Source organism: Bacillus sp. K2I17 (assembly GCF_002209985.1).
Lineage (GTDB): Bacteria > Bacillota > Bacilli > Bacillales > Bacillaceae_G > Bacillus_A > Bacillus_A wiedmannii.
In genome coordinates this window covers 151544-169438 of the sequence record NZ_NJGF01000008.1, presented here as the reverse complement: position 1 = coordinate 169438, position 17895 = coordinate 151544, and the positions used below count along the sequence as shown (strand labels likewise).

Annotated in this window: 26 protein-coding genes; 17 read left to right on the top strand and 9 right to left on the bottom strand. The window is 33.0% G+C overall.

What is annotated here, in order from left to right:
- Positions 1 to 84 precede the first annotated feature (84 nt).
- The 9 genes from CER22_RS12630 (at position 85) to CER22_RS33640 (ending at position 7178) form a co-directional block, all read left to right on the top strand.
- On the top strand, positions 85 to 558 hold the full coding sequence (locus CER22_RS12630; RefSeq protein WP_137036125.1) for a tetratricopeptide repeat protein: 474 nt from the start codon (positions 85 to 87) through the stop codon (positions 556 to 558).
- A gap of 12 nt (positions 559 to 570) precedes the next feature.
- Positions 571 to 1620, top strand: a complete 1050-nt coding sequence (locus CER22_RS12625; RefSeq protein WP_088063768.1) for a hypothetical protein — start codon at positions 571 to 573, stop codon at positions 1618 to 1620.
- A complete protein-coding gene (locus tag CER22_RS12620) occupies positions 1613 to 2098 on the top strand; it encodes an NUDIX hydrolase (protein WP_088063767.1) in 486 nt (161 codons plus the stop codon). The genes CER22_RS12625 and CER22_RS12620 overlap by 8 nt, the downstream gene beginning before the upstream one ends.
- A gap of 166 nt (positions 2099 to 2264) precedes the next feature.
- Positions 2265 to 2789 (top strand): DUF402 domain-containing protein, encoded by a 525-nt coding sequence (locus CER22_RS12615; protein WP_088608860.1) that lies wholly within the window; start codon positions 2265 to 2267, stop codon positions 2787 to 2789.
- Between the two features lie 171 nt (positions 2790 to 2960).
- Positions 2961 to 3716: an ABC transporter ATP-binding protein gene (locus tag CER22_RS12610; protein ID WP_088608859.1), complete on the top strand. Its 756-nt coding sequence runs from the start codon at positions 2961 to 2963 to the stop codon at positions 3714 to 3716.
- An 18-nt stretch (positions 3717 to 3734) separates the two neighbouring features.
- On the top strand, positions 3735 to 4721 hold the full coding sequence (locus CER22_RS12605) for an aliphatic sulfonate ABC transporter substrate-binding protein (protein ID WP_088063764.1): 987 nt from the start codon (positions 3735 to 3737) through the stop codon (positions 4719 to 4721).
- 16 nt (positions 4722 to 4737) lie between these two features.
- On the top strand, positions 4738 to 5586 hold the full coding sequence (locus tag CER22_RS12600; protein WP_048566196.1) for an ABC transporter permease: 849 nt from the start codon (positions 4738 to 4740) through the stop codon (positions 5584 to 5586).
- Between the two features lie 163 nt (positions 5587 to 5749).
- Positions 5750 to 6862, top strand: a complete 1113-nt coding sequence (ssuD, locus tag CER22_RS12595; RefSeq protein WP_088063763.1) for an FMNH2-dependent alkanesulfonate monooxygenase — start codon at positions 5750 to 5752, stop codon at positions 6860 to 6862.
- Positions 6863 to 7085: 223 nt separating this feature from the next.
- Complete coding sequence (locus CER22_RS33640; RefSeq protein ID WP_001289320.1) at positions 7086 to 7178, top strand: putative holin-like toxin; 93 nt, start codon at positions 7086 to 7088, stop codon at positions 7176 to 7178.
- Positions 7179 to 7406: 228 nt separating this feature from the next.
- On the opposite strand, the gene CER22_RS12585 is transcribed toward CER22_RS33640, so the two are convergent.
- Complete coding sequence (locus tag CER22_RS12585; RefSeq protein WP_060487133.1) at positions 7407 to 8228, bottom strand: HNH endonuclease; 822 nt, start codon at positions 8226 to 8228, stop codon at positions 7407 to 7409.
- A gap of 149 nt (positions 8229 to 8377) precedes the next feature.
- Between CER22_RS12585 and CER22_RS12580 the strand changes: the two genes are divergently transcribed.
- Entirely contained in the window at positions 8378 to 9463 is a 1086-nt protein-coding gene (locus CER22_RS12580; RefSeq protein ID WP_000837880.1) for an AI-2E family transporter, read from the top strand.
- 241 nt (positions 9464 to 9704) lie between these two features.
- Here CER22_RS12580 and CER22_RS12575 read toward each other — a convergent pair whose 3' ends face one another.
- From CER22_RS12575 to CER22_RS12555, 5 genes are read right to left on the bottom strand one after another with little or no spacing between them, the layout of a single operon-like run.
- The gene (locus CER22_RS12575) at positions 9705 to 9845 is read right to left on the bottom strand and encodes a YrzI family small protein (RefSeq protein ID WP_064473550.1); all 141 of its coding nucleotides are present in this window, start codon (positions 9843 to 9845) and stop codon (positions 9705 to 9707) included.
- A gap of 25 nt (positions 9846 to 9870) precedes the next feature.
- Positions 9871 to 10011, bottom strand: a complete 141-nt coding sequence (locus CER22_RS12570) for a YrzI family small protein (RefSeq protein ID WP_064469812.1) — start codon at positions 10009 to 10011, stop codon at positions 9871 to 9873.
- Between the two features lie 25 nt (positions 10012 to 10036).
- Positions 10037 to 10180: a YrzI family small protein gene (locus CER22_RS12565; RefSeq protein ID WP_017560126.1), complete on the bottom strand. Its 144-nt coding sequence runs from the start codon at positions 10178 to 10180 to the stop codon at positions 10037 to 10039.
- A 28-nt stretch (positions 10181 to 10208) separates the two neighbouring features.
- On the bottom strand, positions 10209 to 10352 hold the full coding sequence (locus CER22_RS12560) for a YrzI family small protein (RefSeq protein WP_000142721.1): 144 nt from the start codon (positions 10350 to 10352) through the stop codon (positions 10209 to 10211).
- A 27-nt stretch (positions 10353 to 10379) separates the two neighbouring features.
- Entirely contained in the window at positions 10380 to 10520 is a 141-nt protein-coding gene (locus tag CER22_RS12555; RefSeq protein ID WP_000156189.1) for a YrzI family small protein, read from the bottom strand.
- 438 nt (positions 10521 to 10958) lie between these two features.
- Here CER22_RS12555 and CER22_RS12545 point away from each other — a divergent pair, with 438 nt between their 5' ends.
- From CER22_RS12545 to CER22_RS12515, 7 genes are all read left to right on the top strand, one after another.
- Positions 10959 to 11537, top strand: coding sequence for a DUF4825 domain-containing protein (locus CER22_RS12545; RefSeq protein ID WP_088608858.1), 579 nt, complete (start codon positions 10959 to 10961; stop codon positions 11535 to 11537).
- Positions 11538 to 11560: 23 nt separating this feature from the next.
- On the top strand, positions 11561 to 12049 hold the full coding sequence (locus tag CER22_RS12540) for a DinB family protein (RefSeq protein ID WP_088608857.1): 489 nt from the start codon (positions 11561 to 11563) through the stop codon (positions 12047 to 12049).
- Positions 12050 to 12174: 125 nt separating this feature from the next.
- Positions 12175 to 12549: a GntR family transcriptional regulator gene (locus CER22_RS12535; protein WP_000805192.1), complete on the top strand. Its 375-nt coding sequence runs from the start codon at positions 12175 to 12177 to the stop codon at positions 12547 to 12549.
- 2 nt (positions 12550 to 12551) lie between these two features.
- Positions 12552 to 13424 (top strand): ATP-binding cassette domain-containing protein, encoded by an 873-nt coding sequence (locus CER22_RS12530; protein ID WP_088608856.1) that lies wholly within the window; start codon positions 12552 to 12554, stop codon positions 13422 to 13424.
- Positions 13421 to 14092: a DUF4052 family protein gene (locus tag CER22_RS12525; protein ID WP_088608855.1), complete on the top strand. Its 672-nt coding sequence runs from the start codon at positions 13421 to 13423 to the stop codon at positions 14090 to 14092. The genes CER22_RS12530 and CER22_RS12525 overlap by 4 nt, the downstream gene beginning before the upstream one ends.
- Positions 14093 to 14133: 41 nt before the next feature.
- Complete coding sequence (locus tag CER22_RS12520) at positions 14134 to 14613, top strand: CcdC family protein (protein WP_060487126.1); 480 nt, start codon at positions 14134 to 14136, stop codon at positions 14611 to 14613.
- A 117-nt stretch (positions 14614 to 14730) separates the two neighbouring features.
- Positions 14731 to 15240, top strand: coding sequence for a 2'-5' RNA ligase family protein (locus tag CER22_RS12515; RefSeq protein WP_088608854.1), 510 nt, complete (start codon positions 14731 to 14733; stop codon positions 15238 to 15240).
- Between the two features lie 6 nt (positions 15241 to 15246).
- Here the strand turns inward: CER22_RS12515 and coaW are convergent, their stop codons facing one another.
- The 3 genes from coaW to CER22_RS12500 all read right to left on the bottom strand — a co-directional run bounded on the left by coaW (position 15247) and on the right by CER22_RS12500 (position 17824).
- Complete coding sequence (gene coaW / locus CER22_RS12510; protein WP_088608853.1) at positions 15247 to 16077, bottom strand: type II pantothenate kinase; 831 nt, start codon at positions 16075 to 16077, stop codon at positions 15247 to 15249.
- 92 nt (positions 16078 to 16169) lie between these two features.
- Positions 16170 to 16568 (bottom strand): 3-hydroxyacyl-ACP dehydratase FabZ family protein, encoded by a 399-nt coding sequence (locus CER22_RS12505; protein ID WP_087983795.1) that lies wholly within the window; start codon positions 16566 to 16568, stop codon positions 16170 to 16172.
- A 56-nt stretch (positions 16569 to 16624) separates the two neighbouring features.
- Positions 16625 to 17824, bottom strand: a complete 1200-nt coding sequence (locus CER22_RS12500) for an LL-diaminopimelate aminotransferase (RefSeq protein WP_142293469.1) — start codon at positions 17822 to 17824, stop codon at positions 16625 to 16627.
- Positions 17825 to 17895 lie beyond the last annotated feature (71 nt).

The following is a 17895-nucleotide window of genomic DNA, read 5'->3' as shown; positions in this document are numbered from 1 at the left end:
CTTTAATTTATGGGAATTTTACTTTTACACAAACGTTAACCATTCAAGATGGATACATAAAATAATTGGTGAGGAGTGGATTCTATGGAACATTTATTAAAGCAAGCGATTAAACTAAGAAATGAAAAGAAATATGCGCAATCTAGAGAGATACTAATGGGGTTAACCAATTTTACGCGGGATGCAGAAGTGCTTTTTCAATGTGCCTGGATACATGATGTAATGGGACTTGAAACAGACGCTGTGCCGTATTATGAACAGGCAATTGCAAATGGTCTTGATGGTGAGTCACTTTGCGGTGCATATATCGGTCTTGGAAGTACATATCGTTGTATAGGTGAGTATGACAAAGCAATTACAGTTTTAGAAACAGGTTTGCAGCAGTTTCCGGATAATGACGTGATAAAAGTATTTTTATCATTAGCAAAATATAACGTTAACGATCATGAATCCGCGATGAAATTATTACTTGAAACGGTTATAAAAGTAGACGAAGTTAAAGAATTTGAACGTGCGATTACATTTTATAAAGATCATTTAAACGAGGTTTTTAAATAGAGGAGTGAACGTATGAATGCCAAACTATCACGAAGGCGAAAAGGCATTTGGATTGGACTCGTATCTTTCATCTTGTTATCAAACTATTTATTGTATGCCCTTCCGATTGTACCAGCCGCTCCGAAAGAAGTAGTGCTTGGTTCTTTGTTAGATTGTATGTTTGTAATTCCGATTATTACATATTTCTTTATTATTCAAAAAAGATACTCGCTAACGTATATATTTCCTGTCGTAATAGCTGGATATATATTTGTGAGATTTATTATTCCAAGTGACTATTTACAAGCTTTTTCAAACGTTTCTTATATTATAGTTGCGGGAGAAATTGCTTTTGTAGGTCTAGAACTATTCCTGTTGTATAAAATCGTTAAAGTGCTTCCTAATACAATCAAAAGATATAAAGAATATAGAAGAGAATATTCTTCATTTTCTTATGCGATTGATGCAGCGTTTGATGCTACTATGAAAAGAAATAAATTAGTAGATATCATTGTAACAGAGTGTAAGTTAATCTATTATGCATTTTTATCGTGGCATATAAAAGTACCGGAAGGTGAATCCGTATACTCATATCACAAAAAGACCGGTGCAATAGGTGTATATATCATGATCATTCATGCGACCATAATAGAAAGTATTGGTTTTCATTATTTACTTCATCAATGGAATCCAGTAGTAGCATGGATTTTACTTATTTTAAACGCATACGCAATGTTTTATTTTTTAGCTGAAATACAAGCAATGCGTAAAAATCCAATTATTGTTACAGAAGAACGAGTAATCATTCAAATCGGATTAGGAAAGAAAATTGTTATACCATTTACACAAATTGATAAAATTGCATTTTATAAAGGCGAACCTTTAAAGAAAGAAAAAGAAGTTCTTGACGCAACTGTGATGGAATTTATAAAGGAACCTCCAACATTTGAAATAACGCTAAAAGAGCCAGTGAAAGCACAATTGTTATATGGATTTTCTAAAACAGTAAGTCGTGTTCACTTAAATGTTGATGAGGAACGGAAGTTTTATGATGCGGTTATAGAGAAGTTGAAGCATGAATAATGCTACTAATTTTCATCGTGCGTTTGGTGTGTATGGCATTTGTATCGAAAACAATAATTTATTAGTAATTGATAAAATTAAAGGTCCATATAGAAATCGTAATGATCTACCTGGTGGTAGTTTAGAAGATGGAGAATCATTATTAGCTGGACTTCATAGAGAGATTAAAGAAGAGACGGGGCTAAATGTAACGGTAGTAAAACAAGTATGTACAATTGATTTTCAATTTCCATCAAAATTTAATGAGTACACACATGTACATCATATCGCAGTTTTTTACTTTGTAGAAAGGTGCGGAGGTGAATTCAAAGTACCGGAACAATTTGAAGAGCAAGATTCATTAGGAGCTAGATGGATTCCAATAGAAAGTATTACTGAAGATAATTCATCTCCTCTTGTATGTAGTGCTGTAGAGTGGTTAAAAGAATCTAAGTTTAGTTTAGAAGTAAAGGCTTACAAATCATGGGTTATAAAATAATAATAATACTGGAGTTCCTTCTAATTTAGAAGGGGCTTTTTTGTGAAGTAGAAAATGAGATTATATAAATATTAACTAAAAAAAATGAATGAATTGACTGAACGCTTTCTTAATGGAAATATAAAGGGATATAATGAAAGAACTAAAATAAAAGGGGAAATAAAAAATGAGTTGCTTACGTACGTCAGACATTGAAATTATTGAAAGAAAAATCCGATATGATGGTACAACTATAGATCATGCTTGTTTACTAATAGAAGCGCAGCAGGACAAAATTATTTTATATCATGAAGTACAGTATTCTTTTACAATGGCAGCAAACGATAAGAAGTTAACAATCCCGAAAGGAAGTTATACAGTTGCATATTACCGGGTAAATCTTCCATATAATTTATACGTTTGGAGAGATCAGGATGGGGGGTATCTAGGTTCGTATTTTAATATTGTAAAGAATACATGTATAACGGATGAAGTGGTATCCTTTGAAGATTTAATCCTTGATATTATGATACTTCCAAGTGGAGAATTTTTTATATTGGATGAGGATGAATTACCTGAGTCGTTAGAACAATTTGAAGACGGGTATGTAGAAAAGGCTCTTCATACAGTCAAAAACACAATTCAAGAGTCACTTCCAAAAATCATTTCAGAAACTGCTACTCTTTATAAAAAAATAAATATCGTTCATTAAAACCTAGTTGACTTATCGGAAATATTTGTATAATATGTAGTTAATTCTATAACGTATTGCTGATTGGAGAAACCAAAGGCATTTTATCTATTGATAAAATGCCTTTGGTTTTTTTATTATACAAATGCTGAATCTATTCATTTAAATGAATCATTTCAAGGAGGGGAAGAAGTGACTGTTTCAATTGATGGGGTATCAAAATATTTTTCGAAACAAACTGGTACGGTTCAAGTATTAGAAGATATTAATTTTCAATTAGAGAAAGGTGATTTTGTCACTGTAATCGGACCGAGTGGTTGTGGGAAAAGTACGCTTTTGAAAATTGTTGCGGGGTTAGATAACGAATTTGAAGGTGAAGTTATCATCGATGGAGAGCAAATTGTAAAACCGAGTAAAAAACAAGGTTTTATTTTTCAAGAACATCGTTTATTTCCGTGGTTAACAGTTGAAGAAAATGTTGCTGCAGATCTGTCGTTAAAAGATAAGTATGTAAAAGACAAGGTAAAGGAATGGGTTGAAATCGTTCGATTGGATGGTTTTGAAAAATCATATCCGAAAGAAATTTCAGGCGGAATGTCACAACGTGTTGCGATTGCGAGGGCTTTATTAAGAGATCCGAATGTATTATTACTTGATGAACCATTTGGGGCACTGGATGCTTTTACTCGAAGTCATTTGCAAGAAGTGCTGCTGAACATTTGGGAACAAAAGAAAACGACAATGATATTTGTTACTCATGATATAGACGAGGCGATATATCTTTCAAACCGAATTATCATCATGAGTGCAAAGCCTGGGAAAATACATAAAGTTATTGAAAATAGTTTGCCTTATCCGCGAAATAAAACTTCTCAATCGTTCCAACAACTTCGAACGAAGGTGCTACATCAGTTTGAACACGGGGGACTGATTCAAACAAGTATATAGGAAAAGGGTGGATTATATATGTATAAAAAATGTAAGGTTCTTTCTTTTGCATTAGTTATATCTTTACTTTTATTAGGATGTGAAAAAAACACTGCAAGTAGTAAGAAAGAAGAGGTAACAATACAAATTGGTATACAGCAAGGATTAAGCCCGCTCTTACTGGCACAGAAAAAAGGGTGGTTTGAAGAGGAGTTAAAAAAAGAAGGAGTTAAGGTGAAATGGACAGAGTTTCAAAGCGGACCTCCTTATTTTGAGGCAATCGCATCAAACCGGTTGGATTTTGGTGAAGTGGGGAACTCCCCAGTTATTTCAGCGCAAGCTGCAGGTATTGAATTTACTGAAATTGCTAATACAAGTTATGCGAGAAAAGGAACAGGGATTCTTGTACAAAAAGATAGCAAGATTACGAGTGTAAAAGATTTAAAAGGTAAAAAAATTGCAGTAGCAAAAGGAAGTAGCGCATTTAATTTATTATATCGAGCATTAGAAAAAGAAGGTATAAATGCGAAAGATGTAAATGTCATTCAACTGCAACCAGATGAAGCGCAGCCGGCATTTGAATCCGGATCAGTAGATGCATGGGCCATTTGGGATCCATTCATTTCACTACATACGTTAAATAAAGGGGCAAAGGTTATTGCAGATGGTGAACTATTAAATGTTTCTTCACCAGAGTTTTTAATTGCGAGAACAAAATTTGCGAAGGAACATCCAGAATTAGTTGAGAAATTCCTTAAAGTTTATGAAAAAGCACGTGTATGGCAAGAGTCAAACTTAGATGAAGCGATAAAAATATATACTTCTGCAAAGAAGATAGATGAAGAAATTGTAAAAGAAGTGTTTGATCACGACAAACCAATTTTAGTTCCGGTAACGAAAGAAATAATAGCCGAACAGCAAAAGACAGCGGATTTTCAATATAAGCTCGGCTCTATAAAGAAAGAAATCAAAACAGATAAAGTTGTAGATAATTCTTTCGTAGAAAAAGCATTAAAGGCGAAATGAAAAGAGGTTTTGTAAATTGGAGAATACGAAAGCTGTTATGAAAAGGGCGAGTATAACGATTGGCAAAAACAATGTAAAGAAAGTGCGAAAGACGAATGTAAAAGTGCTAGTAAGAGCGATTACTATACCGATTATCGTATTAATTATTTGGCAGTTAGCCGGCGTATTCGATTTAGTTTCTAAAACAGTTTTACCAACGCCATTAGATATATTACTAGCTTTTCAAGAACTTATTAAAACAGGAGAGTTATTCGGTCATTTAAGTATCAGTGTATTTAGGGCTGCGGCTGGTTTCTTTATCGGCGGGAGTTTAGGAATTATTTTAGGAACGATTGTTGGATTTTCAACGAGAAGTGAGCAATATTTAGATCCATCTGTACAAATGTTAAGAACTGTACCTCATTTAGCTGTTGCGCCACTTTTCGTATTATGGTTCGGTTTTGGAGAAACATCGAAAGTATTATTAATTGCGGACGGTGCATTTTTTCCTCTATACGTAAACGCGTTTTTAGGGATACGAGGTGTAGATTCAAAGTTATTCGATGTTGCCAGAGTGTTAGAGTTTAGTAAAAGAAAATTAATTACAAAATTAATTTTACCAGCAGCATTGCCGAACCTATTACTCGGAGCAAGATTATCATTAGGAGTTGCATGGGTGAGTTTAGTAGTAGCAGAACTTATGGGGTCTACAGAAGGTATCGGCTATATGATTATGGATGCAAGGCAATTTTCAAATACAGATATCGTATTTGTCGGCATTATTATTTTTGCATTCGTTGGAAAGTTTTCTGATTCACTCGTACGTTTACTAGAAGTGAAGTTTTTAAGATGGCGAGATAATTTTAAAGGAGAGACAGGGAATTAACATATAAAGTGAAACTTTAATCAGTAGGGGACATCCCCCACTGATTATCAGCCCTCACCAATCGGGATCTTACTGCCCGCAAATAGCGGGGTAAATTATTAGGGGTAATTTATATAGAGTATGTTAGTATACGTTTCAAAATAAATAAGGGGTGTGTAAAGATATGGAATTATTATGGTTTATTCCGGCTTATGGAGATGGTCGATATTTAGGAACGACAAAAAGAGGAAGAGCAGCTGAATATGGTTATTATAAGCAAGTTGCACAGGCAGCTGATTATTTAGGATATACTGGTGTATTACTTCCAACTGGTCAAGGTTGTGAAGATCCATGGGTGTTAGCATCAGCTCTTGCGGCTGAGACAGAGAAATTAAAATTTTTAGTAGCAGTTAGACCAGGGTTAATGTCACCGACAGTTGCAGCGAGGATGGCATCTACATTTGATAGAATTTCAGATGGGAGATTACTTATTAATGTAGTAGCTGGAGGAGATCCTGTTGAATTGCAAGGTGATGGATTGTATCTTGAACATGATGAAAGATATGAAGTTGCAGATGAATTTTTAAAGGTTTGGAAGTCAGTATTACAAGGTGAAACGATCTCTTTAGAAGGAAAACATATTAAAGTTACGGAGAGTAAAGTTGTATTTCCTCCGGTTCAAACACCGTATCCACCAATTTATTTTGGCGGATCGTCCGCTGCAGGTAAAGAAGTTGCGGCTGAACATAGTGATGTATATTTAACTTGGGGAGAGCCACCAGAGCAAGTGAAAGAGAAAATAGATGAAGTAAAAAAACTTGCGGAAGAGAAGGGGCGTAACGTACGATTTGGTATTAGACTACACATAATTGTAAGAGAGACAGAAGAAGAAGCATGGGAAGAGGCTGAAAGGTTAATTCAATATGTAGATAATGAAACAATTGAGCTCGCTCAAAAAACATTTGTAAGATATGATTCAGTTGGACAAAAACGAATGACACATTTAAATAAAGGAACGAGAGAGTCGTTAGAGATAAGTCCTAACTTATGGGCTGGAATTGGGCTTGTAAGAGGTGGTGCTGGCACTGCGCTTGTTGGAGATCCGCATACAGTAGCAGAAAGAATAAAAGAATATGAAGCGTTAGGAATTGATACGTTTGTATTATCAGGATACCCCCATTTAGAAGAGGCATATGAAGTGGCAGAACTGTTATTTCCTTTATTGAAAGACGAGAAGGAACAAGAAAATAAAATTGTTGGTGAAATGATAGCTGATGCATATGCATTAAAAAAATAGTGAGAAATAAAGTTGAACCAATCGGCTATTAACAGGCAGTTTCACCTATGTTTTGCTTCATTTTGTTTACTGCCTGTTAATACGGGATAAAAAAACTCGCAAGTATTTCACTTGCGGGTTTTCGTCGTAAACTATTAGAAAATATGGTAAAATTAAATAGTAACTTAAGGTACGGTTGGTTGTTCAATTATCACTTCTCCAAATAGGAGGGGGGTGATAATACGTGAGTGAAATAGCGTTGCTACTGCAGGGTGGACTGTTTCTCGTTGCATTGTTAACGTTCGTCGTCGTTTTAATAGACAAGCTCAAAAAATAACAACCCACCTATGCCAATAGAATGTGGGTTGTTTTGTTTGTAAGAAACAAATAGGATAAATGAACAATCCAATCTGCTAAGTTACGTGGACTAGTGTGTAGCCGCACACTGGTCTTTTTTATTTATTTACAATTAATAATTGGTTTATGTGATTGTATTGTTCTTTTCATACTTATTATAACACAGTGTCTTTTCATCAAGAAAGGAGACCGTATGTTCTGATTTCGATTAAATAGTAGGTTTTTTTTCTTTAAATAGCCCATCCATATACTGTTTTAAAGTTTGGACATAAAATTCCTGCCTATTTACATCATTTACGCCGACAATTGGAGATGAAAGTTCATATCTCTTTTCTGATAAATGAACGACAACGTCAAATATATCAAATAGACGAATGAAACAGAACAGGCCATCTTTATCACTTAATAAAATAAAGTAATGGTTCTCGCTATTTGTATTTAATGTATTCCATAAAGAACTTTTACTTAAATCGCGAACTATACTTTTTTCTTTTAATTCCATAAAATCGGCATTTGATAGAATGTTAGAAATAACAATCGCATCTGGATCTTCAAAATAGCCATCAACAGCTTGGACAGCGAAAGTATAAGCTGTTTTTAATACACTCATTTTGTATTTACGGTTATCTAAAAGTAATTCACGTTGAATAGAGCTAGCTACTTTCGTTACACGTTCTTCTTTCCAAATTTCATTATGTAGCGAAATATCGTGCTTTTTACATAGTTTCATAATTAATGCATTGGAATAAAGTATTTCATCACTTACTTCAACAACATCTGTCTCAGCAGCCGCAAGTTCCTCACCATGTTCATTCGTATAGAGCGGGGAATCAATTTGTTTTTTCATTTGCTCAATCTTAAATTGACTTAATTTATGCCGAATTAAGGGGCGATCAATATTTGCTGTCATTTGTTCATGGCAAGTATCACAAATTGAGTTTGTGAAATAATATCCACATAATATTTCGGGGATGACATATTGTTCACTAAGTTCTTTCGTATCTTTTCTGCATATGATGCATTGTGTCATTTTTATCACCTTTACCTGCAAATTTGTATGTAATCTCATTGTAGTGTATTTATTGGTATTTTGGAATATTGTAAAGGAAAATATTATGTGAAATTCTTGCTTATTTTGGTACAATGAAGAGAAGTGCTAGTTTAAAGGAGGACGTTTTTTTGAAATCGAAAGTGCACTTTTGGACATTAGAAGTGCTAATGGTTGTAGCGATCATATTTATTTGCACAAAAATATCGTTTCTATTTCAACCGATTGGTATCTTCATATCAACGTTGTTTTTCCCAATCTTAATCGCGTTATTTTTATACTTCATATTTAACCCATTGTTAGTCTTTTTGGAGAATAAAAAAGTACCTAGAAATTTAGCGATTTTACTGTTATATCTTTTTATTATAACATTAACTGCAGTTGGAGTTGGGGTAGTTGTTCCAACGATCTCGCAACAGTTAATGGATTTAGTAAAAAATATGCCCGGTTATATTAAAGAGGGAAAACTATACATACAAGATTTATCCCATCATAGATTGTTTGAATGGTTATCTACACAAAACTATGTTTCCATTGAAACAATTGAAAAAAATGCAATTGAATACTTAAAGGATATACCAAACACAATTACGTCGAGTGCAACGGCTTTATTTGGTATTATAACGAACGTCGCATTAGTTATCTTTACAGTACCGTTTATTTTATTTTATATGTTTAAAGATGGACATGCGTTTCCAGGGAAAGCAGTTAGTCTATTACCTGAGTCTTACCGTGAAGAAGGACTTCGTATCATTAAGGAAACGAACGAAACATTATCTGCATATATTCAAGGACAAGCGCTCGTTTGTATATTTGTAGGTGCTTTTACTTTTATCGGTTATTTAATTATCGATTTACCGTACGCTTTCGTTTTAGGAATTATAGCAGCATTTACAAATATCATTCCTAACCTAGGTCCATTTATCGGTGCAGCACCAGCTGTTATTGTAGGTCTGTTCGTATCTCCGATGCAAGCGTTGTACGTAATTATTATCGTAACAATTGTACAACAGTTTGAAAGTAACATCATTTCACCGCGTATTATGAGTTCAAAATTAAATATCCATCCGTTAACAATTATTATTTTAATTTTAGGGGTAGGTAACTTTGCGGGAATTATCGGAATGATTTTGGCAGTACCAGTTTATGCAGTAACAAAAACAGTTGTATCGAACTTAGTGAGATTGTTTAAGACGAAACGAAGTAATCGAAAATAGTATAAGTTGAGAAAGATACACCGCTTTTTAAGTGGTGTATCTTTTGTTTGTTAATCAATGTAAAAAAGTGTATGCATAAACTTTTATTATATATTTATTACATATCAAATATAACGATAAACTTGTATGATATAGCCCCAATAAAACTATGTGGAATCCCTCTGAACTATCCAAATCATTTCCTTACAGCGTGCTAGCAACATCATAATCGACCCCTTTCAAATTTTATATTTTTAAAAGATTATAGATGAGAGTAGTACTTGCTTCTACGATCTCGAATTTCGTCTATAACCTGTTTATATTGTTGTTCTTGTTTTAATTCCGCATCAGAATAGTTTTTTTTCTGAATTGTAATTGTTAAAAAGAAAAGGTGAAACTTCATGATACATTCCTCCTTTCGAAAGGAATTATAGATGGCTACAGTAGTGACTTTGACGTTCTTTTACATCCTCCATAGCTTTATTAATTTGATGGTCATGCAATATCTCACTGTCTGAGAACTTAGTTTTGTGAATGGTGATCGTTAAAAAGAATACTTTAAATTTCATTTGTTTTTTCCCCTTTAAAAGTTATTTAGAAAAGACGGCTGTAATAAGAAGCTTGGTGCTCTTTCACTTCGTCCATAATAGTTTGAATGTGTTGCTCACGCAAAATCTCACTTTGAGAAAGCTTACGTTTTTGAATGGTGATTGTTAAAAAGAATGCTTTGAATTTCATGAAGGTATTGCTCCTTTAAAATATATTTTTAATACATTTGCGTATAGTATGAACTTTTAATGTCAGTCATTTTATCAGTCAGTTGTTTTAATTGTTGTTTACGAATGATTTCATCTTCAGATAAAGTGTTTTTCTGAAGTACAGTTGTAAAAAAGAAAATATGAAAAGTCATAAATGAATTCCTCCTTTCGAAAAGGAATTACAGGTGATCACAATAAAGCGCTTGGCGCTCCTTAACATCATTCATAGCTTTTTCAATTTGCTCATTATGAAAAATTTCATCTTTGGAAATTGTATTTCTTTGAATCGTAATACTTAAAAACAATACGCTAATGGTCATCGAATGTTGCTCCTTTCTTTAAAAAATAATATAAGAGGCTAAAAAATCGCACAAAAAAGCCACAGGAAGATATAGTTCTCCTATGGCTGGGCGTCAAAAGGCCACAGGAAAGTATACGACCTCCTGTGGCGAATTTATGAATTAATAGAAATAAAGTGCGATTTTCAATTCTCCATTAGGGTGGTCGAATTCATATTTAATTGTCCGAAAAACAAAGGTGCAGTTAACGCTAAAGTTAAAGCATGTAATTGTAATTTCATCATTTCCTTCGACCTCCTTTTAGAATTGTTTCTTACGTTAGTAAGTATATACAATTAATGGATAATTGTAAACATAAAAATTGAAAATTTTTAATTTTGATTAAAATGCGTATATTTTAAAGGGTTTTGGAAAGAAGTATTGTAATGAACGAAATATCGATAAAATGGGGGATGCTAAATGAAATATATGCATCGTAATGTAGTTGTTATGCTAACAATTTTTTTATGTATTACTGCTTGTTCTAGCGGAGAAAGAATAAAAGAAATATCTGATGTTGAACCTAGTGACTTTAAGAAATATGCTGGGACATACGTTGGTAATAACTCAGATGTAGTTGCAATTGTTAATCATTTACCCGGTGGTGATACATTTCAAAGTATTAGTTTGGAGAATGAAAGTATAAAGGTAAACTATGGTGCAAATGGAACTCTGACAGAAGACATGGTTGAGACGTATTGGTTTGATGGCAAGGACACAATGGAGAAGAATTTTCTCTTTAACGTTATTTATCTAGCGATTTTAGTACCAAATGCGAAAAGTTACGAGTTTCAAGTAGAAAATAAAAATTTCACGATAAAAAGAGAAGATATACTATCAATCTTGTATGAAAAATTTGATGATTTTCCAAAAGAAAATGATATATGGGATAAAAAGAAAGTAGTAAAGTTCCTTAACGATAATAGCGAAAAAATTACAATGTTTATAAATGAGAAAGAGTTTCGGAAATCTATATTTGTTAAATATCCAGTGCAGTAGTTGAAATGATAGGAGGAGAATAGGTGGAGTTAGTATACAAAATTACTTATCATCGAATGCAAGATCATTATTTACCTAAGTTATTACAGGCAATTAGCCTCGTTAGTGAAGAAGATTTGTGGAAACAAAGGGACTCTATTAATTCAATTGGTGGAATCGTACTGCATATTAGTGAACATATACAGAGAAATACTAGTCGTTATAAAAATCCAAATATAGTTTTTGAAAAGGGAATCGAGGAGTATTTTCCAGTAAAGCGACAACGTACTGAAGTTTTGCTACAGTACGTTGAAGAAGTATTTGATGAATGGAGAAAAGCATATTTACAAGCATGCGAAGAAAAAAAGCATATGGATCTTCATAGCTTATTACATTTAGCGGAGCATACAAGTTATCATTTAGGGCAAGTAGTAGATCGTACAAAGTCCATAACGGAACAACAATTTAACTTTTGTCAAAATGGAATAAATGAAAAGAATTTGAGAACAAGAGTTGAAACTTCAACATTTTAGAAAGAGAGCCATTCTTAAACGAATGACTCTCTTTTTTTGTAAAAGAAATTTATGGAAATAAATAATTTAATGTGATATGGTTAATTACATAAGTAATGAACCTAAGAACCTAAGGTGGTGAAATTGTGAAACCTACTCTGGAGCAAAATAAATTAATATACTTACAAATTGCAGAAACGATTGAATCTGATATTTTAAAAGACATATTACTTGAAGAAGAACAAGTTCCATCAACAAATCAATTTGCGAAGATGTTACAAATAAATCCAGCTACTGCAGCTAAAGGGGTAAATGTATTAGTGGATGAAGGGATTCTATATAAAAAGAGAGGGATTGGGATGTTTGTTGCAAAGGGAGCGAAAGAAGTCGTACTTAAAAAAAGACAAAATACTTTTATGACTGAATATTTACCTAAAGTGTGGGAAGAAGCAAAAGTACTAGAAATATCCAAAGATGAATTGATGGATATGATTCAAAAAATTACGAAGGAAGGGAAATAGGGATGATTGCACTTGAAACAAAAGCCGTAACGAAAAAATATAAAAAGAAAATAGCAGTAAATGAAGTAACGATTTCATTGGAAGAGCATAAAATATATGGTTTGCTCGGTAGAAACGGGGCAGGAAAAACGACACTATTAAATTTACTTGCAGGCCAAATTACTTCAAGTAGTGGAAGTATATCAATATTTGGCGAACATGTTTTTGAAAATAGTAAAGCGATGCAAAATATTTGTTTTATTAAAGTGAAAGAAGCTGCGTATCTAAATAATAAAATTAAAGAAATTTTTAATTTATGTAACATGTTTTATAAAAACTGGGATCAAGAGTTTGCTGAAGAACTTGCCAAGAAATTTCAACTTAATTTGAAAGAAAAATACCATAAACTATCACATGGAATGCAAACTGTTGTAGGAATTATTCAAGGATTAGCAAGTAGGGCGCCAATTACCATTTTTGATGAACCAACTACAGGTTTAGACGCAGCACATCGCGAGTTGTTTTATAGTTTACTACTAGAAGATTACGGTGAGTATCCACGAACAATTATATTATCAACACATTTAGTAGAAGAAGTAACCCATGTTATTGAAGATGTAATCATCATAAAAGCAGGCGCACTTGTTGTTCAATCATCGGTGGAAGATTTATTGCAACAAGCTCATATTATTTCAGGAAAAAAAGATAAAGTAGATGAGTTTTCGATAAATAAAAAAATAATAAATCGAGAAGTTTATGGAAATAAGGGGATTGCTGTTATATGGGAAGAACTTTCTAATGAAGATTATTACTCTCTTGAAAAAGAAGGGTTACTGATTGATAGAATTACATTACAAAAACTATTTATACACATAACTGGTGGTGAAGTGGAATGACGATTTTAATGAAGCAGTTGAAGTTACATATAAATTTTCATTATAAAGCAATTTTAATATTTTGGATTGCAGCATTACTTATAAAAGGAATTACAAGTGTAATGGATTTGAGAGAAATAAGAGAAGGATTTTTACAAAATATATTAAATAATCCTTCGATTGCAATTACATTGTTTATAGTAGTAAGTACTTTTATCATACAGGATGATGTGTTTCGTTTAGCAGTTTCATTTGGAGTAACGAGATTACAGTTTTTCATTGGATCAGTTTTCTATATCTTATTACAAGCTGTGGTTTTCTCATTCCTTCAAGTAATTTTTTTAAAAAATACATTGTATAGTACAGTAAATATTAGTTTAGGAGAACAATCAGTTAAACAGTTTATTGTACAACTATTATTGTATCTTACAATAGCAACTTTCTTTCAAGTAGTAGTAGTGATTAAGAAACGTTTTAAGTGGATTGGTCTTATGATTGGTGGAACATTTTTTATATCATTGAATAGTGTGCTTTATGCAGAAGTAGGAATGCAGGATTTAAATTCTACATCTAATCTATTTTTAATAGATATCCCATATTTTATTGTCATTTCAATTATATTAACTATCGTCTATGTCGTGACTAGCGGTATATTTATTCGAAAGGTATCATTTGAGCAAACAATTTAAAATATAATTAAGTATATATTTGAGGAGAGTAGGAAAAACAAATGGGAGACACTTCTTCACTAATTACAGTCTTTTTATGCATTGCACTGCTCATATTTTGGCGTCGTTATCGTTCTATGCATAAGCCAATAAAAGGAACAGGAAAACGTATTTTATGGCCATTACTATTTTTAACACCAGGTATTGTATGGTTTTTAGGTCCCGTACATCCAGCTATTTTACAAGTTATAATAGCAGCATTCATTGGAATTATTTTCGCCGTACCACTTATAGTACTAACAAATTACGAACGAAGAGAGGATGGGAATATTTATACGAAAAAAAGCGCAGCTTTTTTAATTACTTTTATTGCACTTGTCTTTTTAAGATATGGTTCAAGACAATATATTGTTGACTTAGATCAACAAACAATTGGTTTATTATTTTATGTTGTTGCTGTCTCGTATATTATTCCTTGGAGAATTGCTTGTTATATAAAGTTTAGGAAAGTTTGGCGGGAAAATAATAATCATGCTTTATAAGAAAAAACTTTTCTTTTGAGAAGTTTTTTCTTTTTATATGTAATTGAAATCATTTGTTGAAGTGCAAGCTACCATACAATATGATGAATATAAAAAGAGAAAGTAGGGGATATAAAAATGCGTACAATTTTACTTTTTCTAAACGACATGTCTATTAATGAAATAGAGAACATTAGGAAAAAACATGATCCTTTATTTGGTTTAATCCCACCGCATATTACAGTTGTATTCCCATTTGAAAGCTCGATTTCAAATGATGAGCTGAAATTACATATTTTAAAATTATCAAAAGGGATACAAGAGATAGAAATTGAATTTGCGAATCAAATTTCGGGTGAAGGGGAATATTTATTTTTACGAGTTGAAAAGGGGCAAAAACAAATAGAAGAACTACATGACTTGCTATATACAGGAGCCTTATTACAATTTTTGAAAGAAGATATTCCGTATATACCGCATGTAACAGTCGGGAGAAAAGAACGTACTGAGTTAGCTGCTGAAGTAGCTAAGGATATTCATAATTTCCCTGAAAAGTTACAATGTATAGTTGATAGAGTTAGTGTAGAGCGAATTGGAGAGAATGGGGAATCAATTATTGAATTTGAAGTACCGTTGCAAAAAAGCTGACAAGTGTCAGCTTTTTTTATCCGTAATATGAAGTAAAGCACCAATCGCACCGCTATTACCACCATCTCGTAAAAAGATTGGTATTTTATTTTGATATTTAGTGTAGCTACTAATAATATTTTGAAGGTGTACGTTATTACATAGAGTCGAACCAATATAAATAATATGGTCAATGTTTTTTTTTTCGGCGAATTGAAGGCTTAATGCAGTAACGACTTCACCGACAAGTCCTTGTACAGTAGCAAGTATGTCTGAGCTATTATATTTTGATTCTGAAATAGCAGCTTTACCAAAATTGCTTGCAGTTAAGCTATTATCAATAGGAGAGAGAATGCCACCATAAATATCACCGACCGTAATATCTAGTTCTTTTCTAGAACCTAATTTTGTTAAAGGAATCACATCTTCAAAATGATCTATATTTGTTAACAATTTTGAAAGCCCCATAATAGTACCACCGCCAACACCCGTTCCACCAGCTCGAATATATTTGTCATTATAAACGTAATGAATGGAAGTACCTGTACCTATATTTGTTAAAATAAAGTTGTTTATATCATATTGATCTTCTTTTAATATGTATCGGACACCTACAAGAGTAGCTTCAAATTCGTTTAGTTCTACTATATTATATGAGTCTGAAAGTAGTTGCTGTAATTGTTTTGCTTTACCACCTGTTATACATATTTGTTTTATACGAGTGCTTTTCTTAAGCCAATCTATTATTTTATCTTGCTCATTTGAATAAAATTTTTCAAAAGCTAATTGCTTTTGTTCGTTCAAATAAGCAATTTTCGTTAATGTTCCTCCAGCATCGATACCGATAGTACTTTCCATTTTCCTGCTCCTAACCAAGTAATTTGTTTACTCTGTTCATGTTGGTGAGACGAATTTGTAGGAGGGAGATATCCTGACGAATTACATCGTCTCTATTCTGCTTGATATATTAATAGCTTTTCTATAGTTACAATCGGCTGATCGTTAATAGTTGCAGTACCTTTACCGAGAATAAAACCTCGACGATTGCGAGTAAGCTTATAATGTAAATCAAGTTTATCACCGGGATATGCGTTTCCGTGGAATTCAACCCCATCCAACGAAGAGAGGAAGCCTAGACCTTCAGAGTCACTTGTATTTACAAATGCACTAAGCTGAGCAAGTGCTTCTACAATTAACATATGAGGCATATGTTTTTGATTATCATTTATAAACCACTCATTATTTGAAATCAGTTTATATCCCGTAACGGATTCACCATGTTTTACATTTGTTACTTTATCAATCATTAAAAAAGGATAACGATGAGGAAGAGTGTCTTGAATATGCATATGAAAGTACCTCCAATAAATAATACCCCTGCTACAGTTAAGCAGGGGAGTTATCATTAATTTTTAACTAATTCATTTACTTTTTCAAGAGAAAAAATACCGCTATTTCTAATGTTTTCAACAACTTGTTGTAACACTTCTTTATCTTGAACAAGTGCAATACGTACAAAGCCTTCTCCATGAGGTCCAAATGCATGACCTGGTGTAACAACGACATTCGCACGATCCATTAATGCATAAGCGAAATCTATAGAAGTCCAGCCTTTCAGAATTTCGGCCCAGACAAACATACTACCAGCTGGTTTATCAACATTCCAACCAAATGTTCGGAATCCATCAACTAAAGTATCTCTACGTTCTTGATAAATACCGCGATTTTTCTCACAAAACGCAGCGCCATTTCTTAGTGCCGCTGATGCCGCTTTTTGAATTGGTAAAAACACACCATAATCTGTATTTGATTTAAATTGAGTAAGTGCACGAACAATTTCTTCGTTTCCAATCATATATCCAATACGGCTACCTGCTAAACTATAACTTTTTGATAAAGAGTTGATTTCTACTCCAACTTCTTTAGCACCAGGTACAGAGAGGAAGCTAATTGGTTTATTACCATCAAAATAAAATTCAGCATAAGCAAAATCATGGACAACAATAATGTTATGCTTTTTCGCAAATGCAATTACCTCTTTAAAGAAATCTGCATGAGCCATTGCTGGAACCGGATTCCCTGGGAAGTTTAAAATCATCATCTTCGCTTGATCGGCAATTTCTTCAGGAATTAGCTCTAAGTTAGGTAAGAAATCATTTTCTTTCTTTAATGGCATGTAGTAAGATGTTGCACCAGCCATTTGAATTCCAGTTTCATAAGCTGTATATCCTGGATCCGGAACTAATATAATATCTCCCGGATTTGCATAAACCATAGGTAAATGAACGAGTCCGTCTTGTGAACCCATTAATAATAAAACTTCTTTATCGGCATTTAATTTAACGTTATGAGTGTTGTTGTAATATTCAGTTACAGCTTCGTGAAATTCTTGAATACCACTTAATGTGTATCCATAGCTTTCTTTTTCACTTGCTGTATGTACCATTTCTTCTCTTACGAAGTCAGCAGGCGGCATATCAGGATTCCCGATACTTAAATCAATCATTTTGTGACCTGCTGCAATTTTTTCTTTTTTATAAGCCCCTAATTCACTAAATATAGAAGATTGGAATGCTTTCATTCTAGTTGCTAACGTGTAAGTCATCAAAACCCCTCCTAAAAACAGTGTTTTCTTTCTGCGTTTTTAATTATTCTGAAAACACATGTTTACATTTT

Coding starts and splice junctions, on each gene's coding strand:
- CER22_RS12525 (WP_088608855.1), top strand. CDS start 13,421: ATGACGATTTTAATGAAGCAGTTGAAGTTACATATAAATTTTCATTAT.
- coaW (WP_088608853.1), bottom strand. CDS start 16,077: ATGGAAAGTACTATCGGTATCGATGCTGGAGGAACATTAACGAAAATT.
- CER22_RS12625 (WP_088063768.1), top strand. CDS start 571: ATGAATGCCAAACTATCACGAAGGCGAAAAGGCATTTGGATTGGACTC.
- CER22_RS12530 (WP_088608856.1), top strand. CDS start 12,552: ATGATTGCACTTGAAACAAAAGCCGTAACGAAAAAATATAAAAAGAAA.
- CER22_RS12505 (WP_087983795.1), bottom strand. CDS start 16,568: ATGCATATTCAAGACACTCTTCCTCATCGTTATCCTTTTTTAATGATT.
- CER22_RS12500 (WP_142293469.1), bottom strand. CDS start 17,824: ATGACTTACACGTTAGCAACTAGAATGAAAGCATTCCAATCTTCTATA.
- CER22_RS12620 (WP_088063767.1), top strand. CDS start 1,613: ATGAATAATGCTACTAATTTTCATCGTGCGTTTGGTGTGTATGGCATT.
- CER22_RS12605 (WP_088063764.1), top strand. CDS start 3,735: ATGTATAAAAAATGTAAGGTTCTTTCTTTTGCATTAGTTATATCTTTA.
- CER22_RS12515 (WP_088608854.1), top strand. CDS start 14,731: ATGCGTACAATTTTACTTTTTCTAAACGACATGTCTATTAATGAAATA.
- CER22_RS12615 (WP_088608860.1), top strand. CDS start 2,265: ATGAGTTGCTTACGTACGTCAGACATTGAAATTATTGAAAGAAAAATC.
- CER22_RS12630 (WP_137036125.1), top strand. CDS start 85: ATGGAACATTTATTAAAGCAAGCGATTAAACTAAGAAATGAAAAGAAA.
- CER22_RS12545 (WP_088608858.1), top strand. CDS start 10,959: ATGAAATATATGCATCGTAATGTAGTTGTTATGCTAACAATTTTTTTA.
- CER22_RS12560 (WP_000142721.1), bottom strand. CDS start 10,352: ATGACTTTTCATATTTTCTTTTTTACAACTGTACTTCAGAAAAACACT.
- CER22_RS12570 (WP_064469812.1), bottom strand. CDS start 10,011: ATGAAATTTAAAGTATTCTTTTTAACGATCACCATTCACAAAACTAAG.
- CER22_RS12575 (WP_064473550.1), bottom strand. CDS start 9,845: ATGAAGTTTCACCTTTTCTTTTTAACAATTACAATTCAGAAAAAAAAC.
- CER22_RS12565 (WP_017560126.1), bottom strand. CDS start 10,180: ATGAAATTCAAAGCATTCTTTTTAACAATCACCATTCAAAAACGTAAG.
- CER22_RS12555 (WP_000156189.1), bottom strand. CDS start 10,520: ATGACCATTAGCGTATTGTTTTTAAGTATTACGATTCAAAGAAATACA.
- CER22_RS12585 (WP_060487133.1), bottom strand. CDS start 8,228: ATGACACAATGCATCATATGCAGAAAAGATACGAAAGAACTTAGTGAA.
- CER22_RS12520 (WP_060487126.1), top strand. CDS start 14,134: ATGGGAGACACTTCTTCACTAATTACAGTCTTTTTATGCATTGCACTG.
- ssuD (WP_088063763.1), top strand. CDS start 5,750: ATGGAATTATTATGGTTTATTCCGGCTTATGGAGATGGTCGATATTTA.